9 protein-coding genes are annotated in these 12,256 nt (G+C 66.2%); all 9 read left to right on the top strand.

Annotation, left to right across the window (positions count from 1 at the left end; all coding sequences use genetic code 11):
• The 9 genes from VRZ77_RS16955 (at position 1) to VRZ77_RS16995 (ending at position 12,256) form a co-directional block, all read left to right on the top strand.
• Positions 1–3,240: a DUF4815 domain-containing protein gene (locus tag VRZ77_RS16955; protein WP_414593789.1), complete on the top strand. Its 3,240-nt coding sequence runs from the start codon at positions 1–3 to the stop codon at positions 3,238–3,240.
• A 10-nt stretch (positions 3,241–3,250) separates the two neighbouring features.
• Entirely contained in the window at positions 3,251–4,372 is a 1,122-nt protein-coding gene (locus tag VRZ77_RS16960; RefSeq protein WP_414593790.1) for a hypothetical protein, read from the top strand.
• Between the two features lie 2 nt (positions 4,373–4,374).
• Positions 4,375–4,962, top strand: a complete 588-nt coding sequence (locus tag VRZ77_RS16965; RefSeq protein ID WP_414593791.1) for a hypothetical protein — start codon at positions 4,375–4,377, stop codon at positions 4,960–4,962.
• Between the two features lie 8 nt (positions 4,963–4,970).
• Positions 4,971–6,737: a hypothetical protein gene (locus tag VRZ77_RS16970; protein WP_414593792.1), complete on the top strand. Its 1,767-nt coding sequence runs from the start codon at positions 4,971–4,973 to the stop codon at positions 6,735–6,737.
• Between the two features lie 2 nt (positions 6,738–6,739).
• Positions 6,740–7,489 carry a hypothetical protein gene (locus tag VRZ77_RS16975; protein ID WP_414593793.1) on the top strand — a complete coding sequence of 250 codons (750 nt, stop codon included), beginning with the start codon at positions 6,740–6,742 and terminating at the stop codon, positions 7,487–7,489.
• A 143-nt stretch (positions 7,490–7,632) separates the two neighbouring features.
• Complete coding sequence (locus VRZ77_RS16980; RefSeq protein ID WP_414593794.1) at positions 7,633–9,102, top strand: hypothetical protein; 1,470 nt, start codon at positions 7,633–7,635, stop codon at positions 9,100–9,102.
• A 14-nt stretch (positions 9,103–9,116) separates the two neighbouring features.
• A complete protein-coding gene (locus VRZ77_RS16985; RefSeq protein ID WP_414593795.1) occupies positions 9,117–9,650 on the top strand; it encodes a phage major tail tube protein in 534 nt (177 codons plus the stop codon).
• Between the two features lie 47 nt (positions 9,651–9,697).
• Complete coding sequence (locus VRZ77_RS16990) at positions 9,698–10,162, top strand: phage tail assembly protein (RefSeq protein ID WP_414593796.1); 465 nt, start codon at positions 9,698–9,700, stop codon at positions 10,160–10,162.
• 96 nt (positions 10,163–10,258) lie between these two features.
• Positions 10,259–12,256, top strand: a complete 1,998-nt coding sequence (locus VRZ77_RS16995) for a phage tail tape measure protein (RefSeq protein WP_414593797.1) — start codon at positions 10,259–10,261, stop codon at positions 12,254–12,256.

Below are 12,256 nucleotides of genomic sequence, written 5' to 3' on the forward strand. Positions count from 1 at the left end.
ATGGCCTTCGAGCACCCGTCCAATCTGCCCGGCGCCTATGACCGCCATGGACATGCCGGGATGGACTTTGCGTCGGTCGTGTTCCGCGAGGCGCGATTCCTGACTGGTGCCGATCACAACGAGGCGCAGTCCATCCTGCGCAGCCGCGCGCGGCGCCTTGGCGACATGGTGGCGCGCGACGGCGACCGCACGGCCGGCGCCGCGGTGGCCGTCGACGTGGAAGCGAAACGCATCACGTTGGCCGCCGGGATGATCTATGCGGTCGGCGACGTCCGCGCGGTGGCGGAGCGCATCATCGAGGTCGACAGCCTCGACGGCGACATCTCGATCGGCATCCGCATCCACACGACCTATCCCACCGACGATGATGTGCCGGAGCTGCGCGGGCTGGAGCCCGGCACGCTTGCCGAAGGCGAGCCCGCCGCCGCGCGCGAAGTGCAGACCGTCACCTGGTCGCTGCTCACGCTCGACGAGCCCGGCGACTACTACCAAGTCTATCTGTGCCGTGGCGGCACGGTGCTCGACCAGACCGCGCCGAGCAACCTCAGCCAGATCAACCAGCAGATCGCGGCCTATGACCGTGGCGCGACCGGCGGCAACTATGTGGTGCGCGGCTGCGCGGTGAGCGCGATCGGCCAGGTCGGCGCCACCATGCAGTTCAGCATCGCCGAGGGCGAGGCCAACATCTACGGCTACAAGCGCACGCGCGGCTCGGCCCTGCGCTACGCCGAGCCGTTGGCGTGGGATTCGGTTGTCGTCGCGGCTGAGCCGCATACTTTCGACGACGCCGGTTCGGGTTCGGCCACCATCGCGCTGAACAACGGCCCGATCGACACTGTCTCCTCGATCCTGGTCACCAAGCAGGTCACGGAGACGCTGACGCGCGGCACACCGGCCAACACCGCCGACCCGCTCGGCCAGTCCGGCGCCACCACCATCGTCTCGGTGTCGCAGGGCGGCTCGCCGATCGCGTCGGGCTGGGTGCTCTCCGGCAACGCGGTGAACTGGGCTGGCGCGGGGCCCGAGCCGGCGGTGGGCTCCAGCTATCAGGTGACCTATCGCTATCTCGACGCCGTGCTGCCGAGCACGATGACCGCCGACACCGTGACGGTGGCCGGCGGCGTCACCGGCTCGCAGGTCATCGTCGGCTACAGCTACAAGCTGCCGCGCATCGACCGCATCTGCCTCAACCAGTTCGGCGAGGTGGTGTATCTGCGCGGGGTCTCCAAGCGCCGGCCGCGCCCGCCCATCGAGCCCGAGACCCTGCTGGGCCTCGCGGACGTCTACAACGACTGGCGCGGCACGCCGGCGATCGACAACAACGCGATCAATGCGGCGCACTTCGCGCAGTTCTGGCGGCTGTGGCGCTCGCATATCGACCTTCAGGATCTGGTCGCGCTGGAGCGCCTCAAGAGCGACATCGATGCGCGTGAGCCCGTCGCCAAGCGAGGCATGTTCGTCGACCCTTTGATCGACGACACCTATCGCGATGCCGGCGAGCCGCAGACGGCCGCGGTGTTCGGCGGCTCGATCCAGCTCGCCATCGACATCACGTTGCACCCGATCAGCATGACCGGGCCGGTGATGCTGGATTACGTGCCCGAGCTCGCGATCTCACAGCCGATCTACACCGCCTGCGAGAAGATCAACCCCTATGCGGTGTTCGCACCGCTGCCCGCCATCCTGTCGGTAGAGCCGAACGTCGACTTCTGGACCGAGACACGCACCGACTGGACTTCGCCTGAGACGCGCTCGATCGCCGGCGACAGCGACCGCACCACCGTCACCGATGAGCTGCTCGGCCGCCGCACCGAGGATCTCCAGTTCCTGCGCCAGATCACGGTCGCCTTTACCATCCGCGGCTTCGGCCCCGGCGAGACGCTGGAGGCTCTCGTGTTCGACGGCCTGGTGCTGACACCGCCGGGCCTCGTCGCGGATGCCAGCGGCGTTGTCACCGGCTCCTTCGTGATCCCGGCCAATGTCGTCGCCGGCTCGAAGGACGTGATTGTCGTCGGCGGCTCGGGCGCCACGGCCTGGTGCGAATTCGTCGGACAGGGCGAAATCGACATCACCACCATGCGCCGCGTCACCACCATCGAGACCGCGCCGCCGGTCGTGGTAGCGACGCCGGCGCCGGTGCCGGACACCCCGGCCGCCGAGGAGACCCTGCCACAGAACATCGTGCGCGCGGTGCGTGAGCGCCGGACCCAGCGCGATCGGGTGAAGGGTGATCCGCAGGCGCAGTCATTCGTGCTGGACGAGGCCCGCCATATCCTCGGCGTCACGTTCAGGATGTGCGCGATCGGCGACCGGGCCAACGGCCTGATGGTCGACCTGGTCACCATGGACAATGGCGACCCGACCACGGATGCGCAGGCGTCCGTCGCAATCCCCATGACCGGCGTCGACGCTGGCGAATTGGTCTCAGCGGCCTGGAAAATGCCGATTTTCACGCGCGGCGATGACTGGCGCGCCTTTGTCATCAAGACCGATGACAACGAGCATTCGATCAGCGTGGCCAATCTCGGCGAGTTCGACGCGGTCAATCAGCGCTGGGTCAGCGCCAACCCCTACACGATCGGCAACCGCCACAGCTCCAGCAACGCGGTGAGTTGGGACCATCACAATGGGTCGGACATCACCTTCAACCTCTTCGTCGCCCGCTTCACTGCGCCCACGAGGACGGTGGTGCTCGGCACGGTGGACCTGCTCGACTGCTCGGACCTTCAGATCCGCGCGACGGTGGAGATCCCGACCGCGGAATGCGCGCTCTGGTTCGAGGTGGTGCGCGCCGGCGGCGCGGTCATCCAGCTCCAGCCGCACGAGACCCACGAGTTCACCGAGTACGTCACCGAGACGGTGACCATCCGGGCCGTGCTGCGCGGGTCGGAGAAGGTCTCGCCGACGCTCTATCCGGGCGTCACGGTCGCCGCCGGCAAGCTGCGCGCGAGCGGGACCTATGTCACTCGGGCCATGGAGCTCGGGACCGCGATCCGCCACACCACGCGCATCAAGACGCTGCTGCCGGCGGGCTCGGCCGTCACGGTCCAGATCGACAAGACGGACGGCATCTGGGCCGCACTCCCGGTCGGCACGGACGAGGTGCTGCCGACCGGCTGGCGCGAGCGCTCCTACACCGTCGATCCCATCACGGCCTTTGAAGGCCGCATCAAGCTCACGCTCACCGGCACCCCGGCCGCGCGTCCCGCGCTGTCGGACCTGCGCTGTGTGATGATCTGAGGAGGCGACCATGGTCATCGACAATCGGACGCCGAACCAGAACCTGCCGTTGCCCCACCCGGACAATGATCTTGAGGTGGATGCGCCGCGCCTGGTTGAGGCGCTCACCCTCATCGACAGCTGGCTGGCCGCTCTGCTGGCGGCGGTTGCCGGCCGGGCGCTGCTCTCGCATCAGCACCCGATGGACCAGATTTCGGGTCTCGTCGCGGCGCTGGCCGGCAAGGCCGCCGACGATCACGCTCACGCGCTCGATGACCTGACCGATGTCGACACCGGCACGCCGGCCAACGGCCAGGTCCTGAAGCGCGTCGGCACCACATGGCAGGCCGCACGCATCCTGTTGGGCGATGTCGAGGGCTGGCAGGATACCGTCACGGCGCTGATCGGCGAGCGGGTCGCCAGCCTGGTCGCCGGCGCGCCCGGCGCCATGGATACGCTGGACGAGCTCGCAGCAGCCCTGGGTGATGACCCGAACTTCGCGACCACGATCGCCACAGCTCTGGCGAACAGGTTGCGGATCGACGCTACGCAGACCTTGACGACCGCGCAGCGGACACAGGCGCAGACGAACCTCGGCTTCTCGGCCTTTATGCGTCAGTTTTTGGATGACACCGACAGCGCGGTGGCGCGCACCACGCTAGGCGCGCAGCAAGAACTGGGGTTTACGCCGGTCCAGCAGGGCGGCGGGGCGGCGCAGTCGGGCAACAAGCTGTATTTCGGGTGGCACGGCGCGGCCGGCGTGGTGCGGATCCAGGTCGACACGTCCGATCTCGGCCCCATCGCCATGCAGCCCTGGGTGAGCTCGAATTACCCGTCCTTCACCTGGGTGAGCTCCAACCTCGCCACCTTTAGCTGGGTGAGCTCGAATTACGCGACCATCGGTCAGGTCAACGCGGCCAACTCGGCGGCGGCGACGGCACAGGCGGCGGCCAATGATCGCGTGCATCGGGTGGCGCATGGCGATTATGCCGAGCATGGCGTTGGCATCCTTTCTTGGACCCAAGCGCCTTCGGGCAAGTATCTGTGCGGCGTCTACGCGCTGAACGACTGGCGTATCAGCTCGATCGCTTCGCGGCGTCTGTACCAATACATCCCGGCCCTTGGCGGCTGGCAGTGGATTTCGGAGATTTAGACATGAGCGTCACCGCCATACACCGCGGCGAATATGAGCGCTATCAGCCCGACGTCTCCGCTCTGCCTGCGGCGATTCGTGAGATGGCCTCGAAGGTCGTCTTCATGCGCCGAAAGGGCGACGGTATCGACTTCAACGATCTTCGATCGGAGTTCATCTTCGACGACACGGTATCGGTCGCGGCCGAGCTCGATGGCGACAACTACCAGATCGTCAGCGCCTCGGGCGGCGGCATGCCGGCCTATGTCGATGGGCTGCACCTGTTCACCGTCCACGGCTGGGCCGGCCCGGTCGAACTGCTGGTGCGCCAGTACATCGATGGCGCCACGCTTGAGGTTCTGCCGCTGCCGGCGGTGGCGACGGTGCCGGACCGCATCTCGCGCCGGCAGTTCTTCCTGCAGCTGGCCATCGACGACCTCACCGAGGCCGTAACGGACTGGGTCGAAACGCAGCCTGCCCTGGTTCAGATCGCGTTCCGCGAATCCGCGACCTTCGAGCGGGCCGACACAATGCTTCAGGCCGGCTTTGCGGGGCTCAGCTTCACGGCCGAGCAGGTCGACGCCTTCTTCACCACAGCCGCCCAGCTCTGAGGTTCCAGATGGCAATCGATCTCCTCAATCCGGGCGACCGCGTCGACGATGTCAGGGAAGCGCTGGCCGAATATATCGGCTTGCAGAGCTGGACGCCTGTCTTTCAGACGGTCGCCGATGGTCAGCGCCAGTTGCTTCAGATCGCCGACTGGGCCGGCGGCGCCGGCCCGAAGCCGGCGGTGGGCATGTATGTCGGCCCGGCAGGCTACGTGACCGAAATGGCCGCGGCGAGTGATTTCCGGGGTCGCGACTTCGAGCTCTCGCCCGAGGGACTCGCGGCCTCCGAGGCGGCGATCGCGGCGGCGGCGAACACCGCAGCCAATCTGGACGGCGGGCCAGTGTTCCTGACCGAGGCCGAGTTGCTCGCCTATGCGCCGGCGGATCGCAAGCCGGCGATCCTCGCGGTCAACAGTGGATCGCGCCGGCGCGGCGTCTATCGCCGCACGGCCGGTGCGTGGCCCGCGACGCCGGAGAGCGACACGCTGCCATCCGTCGATGGCCGGACGGCGCTGCTTGAGACGGCCGTGCAGCCCGAGGCCGAGGTGCCGGGCGTGCTGGTGGCGATCGAGGGCCCCAATGGCGTGGGCACTTTCTTGACGGCACGGGATTCGGACGGCGCTCCGACGCCGGAGGCAACGCAACTGATCGGCCGCGCGCTGCTGGAGCAGCAGATCATCCCGGCCGACGCGGATATCGAGGGTGCCGAGGACATCGGGTTCGCGATCGGCGAGCGCGATCCGGTCACCAACCAGCTGACGGGTCCGGTGTACCCGCACTCGATGCTCGACAAGTCGGGCATGTTCCACCCGGCCGTGGTGCCGTCCATCCGGGAGCGCCTGGGTATCGGTGAGGACTCGACGTCGCTCAAGATCTGGCCCGACGAGACGTGGCGGACCAAGCGTCATGACCGCGCCCCGCTCCACGCGGCCCTTGGCCGCTGGTGCGGGTGGGGATCGAGCACGATGGCGGGGTATCACACCGCGCTCACGACGCTCGCAGCGGAGTTCGACGCGATCTTCTCGGGCTTCGGGCGTGGCGGCTGTCTCAATGCGCAGATCACCGGGCTTGTCGGCACGACACCGTACCAAGTCACCGTACCGGCCGGTGCCATCCCCGGCAGCGGCACGACCTCGATCGCACTCGATCGCGGCTGGGCCTATTCCACGATGCCGACGGCCTGGGCCGGCATTCTCAGGCTGGCGGCGGGTGATGTGCCTGTCACGCTCAGCGGCACCGATGACGCGTACCTGATCCAGTTGACCACGCCGGGGGCGTCTCCGGTCACGACGGGTCCTGGCTGGCACGACTTCATTCCGCTCGCCTACACCGAGAACCGCGCCGATGTCGGGTTCCTGAACGCCGGCAAGAACAACATCAACGACCTGTATCCTCTGGAGGAGTGCCTCCGCGGCAACATCGAGCTCGCGGAGTGGCACTCGCCGATGTTCCCGCGCCTCCTCTGCCTCGGGCATTGCCCGCGCCAGTCCGACGTGCCCGGCGGCGCCGGCCGGGTGCTGATGCTCCAGGTGCGTGACGCCGAGATGGCCTATTTCGGCGATCGGTACATCGACCTCTACACCTATGTGATGGGCGAGCAGATTTGGACGGACACGGGCCTGACCAAGACCGCCGACGACATTGCCGACATCGCCGCTGGCAAGATCGCGCGCCAGTTCTGCCAGGACGATCTGCATCTCACCGGCACGGCGCGCACCGCGATCGTCAACCATCCCATCCGCGACAAGATACTCAGCCTCGGCTGGTATGGAGCCTGATCATGACCCTGCTGCTCTCCACCAAGACACCGATCGCCAACCCGTCTTTCTTCATCCCCAACTTGCGCAAGGGCCTGCTGTTCGATTTCGATGCGCGGACCATCTCAGGAGCTGAGGACGGCGCGGCGGTACCGAACTGGGCGTCCGCGCGCGGCGATGCCACGGGGATCAAGACGCTGGTGGCTGGTGACACGCCTCCCACCTACAAGGCGAGCGCCATCCACGGCCTGCCGGCGCTGCGGTTCGGCAAGGACGCCGGCGACGACACCATGACGGCGCTCGGTGATACGGACTATCCCGACTTCACCGTTTCGATGCTGTTCCGCTTCGACGAAATCGGGGCCTTCGTAAATTCGACCGGCACGCAGATCCTCAACGGCACGACCTCCGGCCGATATCTCTGCATCCGCGCCTCGGGTGGCGGCGCGCTTTACATCGGTGGCGGCACGGGCGGTGTGTCCATGGGATCGGTGCTTTCTGGGACCGAGACCGCCTGGCATCTGCTCACTTACTCGTTCTCGAATAGTGATGGCGGCACGCTGCGCCGCAAGCTCGATAGCCGGCCTATCACAGCGTCGACAGGCCATACGTCCAGCGGGACAGCCGGCATCCTGCGCAACCTGAGGATTGGTGCTCAGGGCGCGCTGTCGGCCGTCGAGATCGCGCGCCTGCGAGGGAGCAGCCGCATCTGGCGCGACGACGAAATGGAGGCGTGGCACACCAAGGCGCTCGCCGAGTACGGGATGGCGTGAGGCGACAAGCGTCCGCCGCCTAAAGCTGTTTGCCATCGTGAAGTCACGCGAACCCCGCGCTGGTGACACGCGTCACCAGCGCGGTTCGTGCACCGCGCGCCTAGCCTCGCCTTCGATCCCTCAACGGTCAAGGCGGTTTGCAGATGGCTGCGCTCACTCGAAATCACGGCGTCCGCTTTCTCGATGCGGGCGAGGACGCGCGCACCGTCGTCACGCCGGACTTCTCGACCATCACCATCGTGTCGCCGGCCGACGAGGCCGACGCCGACGCCTTCCCGCTTGAGACCAACGTCCATCTCTATGGCGACGAGGCCGAGCGCATCGCGCAACTCGGCAATGCCGGCGAGATCGGCGACGCGATCGACGACATTCTCGCCGAGGGCGTCTCTCCTTCCTTCCTCATCCGCCGTGTGGCCAAAGAGGCGACCCGCAATGAGCAGCTTGGCGCGATCATCGGCGATCCTTCCGACCGCACCGGCCTGTGGGGTCTACTCGACGCGCGGGCGCAGACGATGGTGCGGCCCGGCCTGATCATCGCGCCGGGCTTTGCCAATGACAGCCTGGTCGGCGCCACCGTGGTCACAATGACCGCGCAGGGCTCGGGTTACAGCCACGCTACCGCGACCTTTGCCAGCGCCGGCGCGCTCGTCGTTCCGACCGGAACCTGCGTCATCGCCGGCGGCAAGGTGACGGGCGTGCAGATCACCAATGCCGGCATGGGCATCGTCGCGGCCGTCACCTGCACGATTGCGGGTGACGGTGCGGGGGCCACCTGCACGGTCGCCACCGGCCAGGTGGCCAATCCCGTCGCGCTCGCCATGTCGGCCGTTGCCAAGCGCCTGCTGGCGCTCGGCATCGTCGATGCGCCGAACCTCACCCGCACCGACGCGGCGCTCTGGGCCGAGCGCCTGAAGCGCGACGACGGCCGCTACCTCTACCCGATCGATCCGGCGGTGCGCCGCTTCGCGGTGCTGGATGGCTCCGACGACACCATCCTCACCCGACCGGCCTCGTCCGTGGTGGCGGCGCTGTTCGCCAAGCGCGACCGCGCGCGCGGCGGGCCGTACTGGAGCCCGGAAAACCAGACGTCGAGCTCGATCGTCGGCACCGCGCGGCCGATTTCCTATTACGACGGCGAGGTCGACCACGAGGCGAACTTCCTCGTCTCGACCGCCGGCGTGAACACGTTCATTGAGGGCAAGGAGTTGTTCGGCTCCGAGACGCTGTCGAACGACAGCAACTGGCGCTTCGTCAACAAGGTGCGCACCGAGAACGCGATCCGGGCCTCGCTGCCCGGCGCCCTGCGCAAATGGCGCGGCGAGAACTTCACCGCTCACAATGCCCTGATGATCGTGAAGACGGTCGAGGCGTTCCTGGACGAGCTCGTCGGCCTCGGCGCAGTGCTGGGCTACACGCGCTATTTCGACCGGACGCTGAACCCGAACGCCAATATGCGGCAGGGTATCCTGCGCATCGAGCTGCCGCACGAAAACACGCCGATCATCTCGGACATGCAGTTCGGCATGCGGCCCTACGCGGCGGCGTTCGACATCCTCGCCGCCGATATCCAGCGCGCCCTCGGCGGCTACGACGCCGTGTCCCTCGCGGCCTGATCCAGGAGAGACCCATGGACTTCGTTCGCAAGGGCGGCAACCTCTATTCCGAGGGCTGGAACCACTGGCAGAAGCTGAAGAGCTACCAGCTCCCGACACCGCGCGTGAAGACCGAGACGCACTCGCCGGGCGGGGGCATCATGGACCTCGACGTGCCGCTGGGCGCGATCGAGCCGCTGACGCTGGGCTACAACCTGATCAGCGCGCATCCCGGCGAGCTCGGCACCATGGGCATGAGCCTGCACCATTCGCGGCTCTACACCATCTATGAGCTGCTCCAGGACGAGAAGACCGGGACCAAGCGCGAGCGCATCATCACGGTGCGCGGCATCTCGGCCGAGAACACGCCCGAAGAAATGGCCGGGCGAGGGCTGAAGGGCTACGGGCACCTGATCAAGTCGATCACCGAATATGAGGACGTGATCGAGGGCTACGGCATCGTCGCCCGCTTCAACTTCTGGACCAACACCTGGCGCGGCTACGGCATTGAGGCCGGCAGCGACGAGGACAACCGCATCCTGCGCATCGCCGGCGGCGCCACGGTCTGATCCGGGTTCTTCAAAGCGTCTTCAATCCTCTTGTCGCGAGGTGAAACATGATCCGCTCCGAAACCCTGCCGCCGGCGATCGAAGGCGAGCCGACGCTGACGCCGGTGATGCCGGCGGCAGGTAAGCCGGATGAGGCCGGAGAGGCGGCGGCGCCGCCGAAGGAGGTAACAAGGCCTCCGGTCGCGGCGCTGAGCTTTGTCGATGGTCAGGCGCGCGAAAAGACCGTGCCGCTTCAGTTTCCTTTCGACTGGGACGGACGACGTTATGATTCATTGCGCCTGCTCCGGCTGACGGCCGCGAGCTACGGTCAATGGGCTGACGATGACGCCGCGGACACCGACGATCTGTATGGGCTGATGACCGGCCTTCCGGGCGCAGTCATACGCGGCCTCGATGTCGATGATCGTCGAGCCCTAGCGGAGTATGCCCTGGATTTTTTGCCCCGCGCCCTCCGGGCGGTGCTCGACTCGTCGGTCGTCGGTTCGGGTGGCGCCGCTACGTCCGCAATGTGAGCCGAGACTACTACACGCCGCTCACCACGGTCCTCGATATGGAATGGCGGGACGTTCTGTTGTGGCACCACGAAGCGCGTCGTGCGGAGCTAGGCGATGACTGACCTCGACGTCGCACTTCGCGTTCGTCTGCTTGCGGATCTCGGTAGCCCCGCACGTCGCGCAGCGCGGGATGTGAAAGGTATTGAGCGGGCTGTCGATGATCTCAAGCGGGCCGGCTCGCGGCGCGCGCCTGACGCCTTAGCTGCGATTCCTCCGGCGGCCCGGAAGGCGAAGCGCGATATTCTCGATGTTCGGTCGGCTGCGCGACAGCTCCAAACCGAGCGGCCTGGTGTCGGCATCGAGCAGAGCTTGCGCAAGGCTGGCGACCAAGCCCGCAAAACCGAGCGCGACCTGATGAAGGTCAAGAGCCAGGCGCGTGAAATCAACCGAGTTCGCACGAATACCGATCTGAAGGATGCTCAACGCGGCCTCCGGCAAGTCGATGATAGCGCCGGACTGCTCGATCGCACCTTCGTTCGCCTAGGCGGGTCCGTGGGCTCGGCCTTTGGGGCGCTGTTGGCGTTCGCGGCGCCAGCGGCGATCATTGCCGGTCTCAATCAGATCGAGGACCGGGTGACAGCCCTCGATCGCAAATATGCCTCACTGGCGGTCACGGCTGAGATGCGTGATCCAAAATTGGTAGAGACACTTCGGCAGCAGGACACTTCGGTCGGCCTTAAGTACGGCATGACGCCTGAGCAGGTGCAGCCTTTGCGAAACTCCTATGTCGCCGGCGGCCTCGCCCTCGACGAAGCGGAAGCTGTGATGGATCCTTCGTCGCGGGCCGTGAAGGCGATGGATGCGTCACCCGAGAATATTTCGCAGACGGTTCTTGCGATGCTCCAGAACCTGAAGGTGCCCCCCGAGGACATCCCTCTCGCGCTCGATATGATTGCGAAGGGCACGAAAAAGGGGCGGTTTGAAGCGGATAGCGTCGCTCGATTCCTGCCGCAATACGGCGCAGCCTATCAGGGGATGGGCTATACCGGCCTGGATGCCGTCGCTGAAATCAATGCGCTGGCCCAGATCGTTCGTCAGGGGTCGGGTACGCCAGATGCGGCGGGCACCAATCTCGACAACCTGCTCCAGAAGGTGTTCGCACCTGATGCTCGCAAAAATTTCGCGGAGAAGGGCGTCGACCTGGAAGCGGTACGCGCCAGGGCAAAAAAGGAGGGCAAGTCCTACGTCACCGCGATCTTAGAGGAGGTCGATAAGCTCACCAATGGCGGCGACCCTTTCCTGGTGTCCGATCTTTTCGGCGATATGCAGGTCTTAGGGGCGCTCCGAGCTGTGATTCCAAACCTCGATCAGTTTGAAGAGTGGCGAAAAGAGATTCGGAACCAATCTGCGGGGACGATCGAGCAGGATTGGAATTTCCTCGCGCAGACGCCCGCCGAGCAGCAGCAGAAAATGGGTGCTATTGCACAGGCGGGCCGGGATGACATCGCGAAGGAATGGTGGCAGCCGCTCAGTAACTCGCTGAGCCGCCTTGATGCTTTTATCTTTAATAACAAGGAGTTCAATCGCCAGAACTCGCTTGAGGTCACCAATCCTGAAGAGTTCAAGCGGCGAGAACAGAACCAGCGGCGGTCGGAAGGCGTTGCGGCTCAGCGCGATATGAGCGCTTACGATACCGATCGCCAATACATCGACGATCTCATTACCGCGTCCAAGATCGAGATCCGCAAGATGCGCGAGCGCGGCGAGCAGGCCGGCGATGCGCTCAACGAAGGTCTGAAGGCGACGGGGGCAAAGGCGGTCGACACCATGAACTCGATCATGAGGCAGATCGAGGATCGGGGTAATGTCACCATCTCGCCACAGATCGCACCGCAGGCGCCCGCGACCGTGGAACCGATGCGTTTGCGCGATGCCCCGGCGGCGCCTGCACAGGAACGGCGCGCGGCGGCAGGCGGCGCGCGCACCGTCGCGCAGACCAACCACATCACGATCAACGGCGCGGGCGACCCACAGGCCGCCGCCCGCGCGGTCGAGCAGCGCCTGGCGCGGCTCGGCTCCGGCTCTTCCTCACTCTTCGACACGGTGGGGTAG

Source organism: Ancylobacter sp. G4_0304 (assembly GCF_047501495.1).
Lineage (GTDB): Bacteria > Pseudomonadota > Alphaproteobacteria > Rhizobiales > Xanthobacteraceae > Ancylobacter.

Bases quoted from the DNA above. Each gene is read 5' to 3' on its own strand.
- VRZ77_RS16955 (WP_414593789.1), top strand. From the start codon at position 1: ATGGCCTTCGAGCACCCGTCCAATCTGCCCGGCGCCTATGACCGCCAT.
- VRZ77_RS16960 (WP_414593790.1), top strand. From the start codon at position 3,251: ATGGTCATCGACAATCGGACGCCGAACCAGAACCTGCCGTTGCCCCAC.
- VRZ77_RS16965 (WP_414593791.1), top strand. From the start codon at position 4,375: ATGAGCGTCACCGCCATACACCGCGGCGAATATGAGCGCTATCAGCCC.
- VRZ77_RS16970 (WP_414593792.1), top strand. From the start codon at position 4,971: ATGGCAATCGATCTCCTCAATCCGGGCGACCGCGTCGACGATGTCAGG.
- VRZ77_RS16975 (WP_414593793.1), top strand. From the start codon at position 6,740: ATGACCCTGCTGCTCTCCACCAAGACACCGATCGCCAACCCGTCTTTC.
- VRZ77_RS16980 (WP_414593794.1), top strand. From the start codon at position 7,633: ATGGCTGCGCTCACTCGAAATCACGGCGTCCGCTTTCTCGATGCGGGC.
- VRZ77_RS16985 (WP_414593795.1), top strand. From the start codon at position 9,117: ATGGACTTCGTTCGCAAGGGCGGCAACCTCTATTCCGAGGGCTGGAAC.
- VRZ77_RS16990 (WP_414593796.1), top strand. From the start codon at position 9,698: ATGATCCGCTCCGAAACCCTGCCGCCGGCGATCGAAGGCGAGCCGACG.
- VRZ77_RS16995 (WP_414593797.1), top strand. From the start codon at position 10,259: ATGACTGACCTCGACGTCGCACTTCGCGTTCGTCTGCTTGCGGATCTC.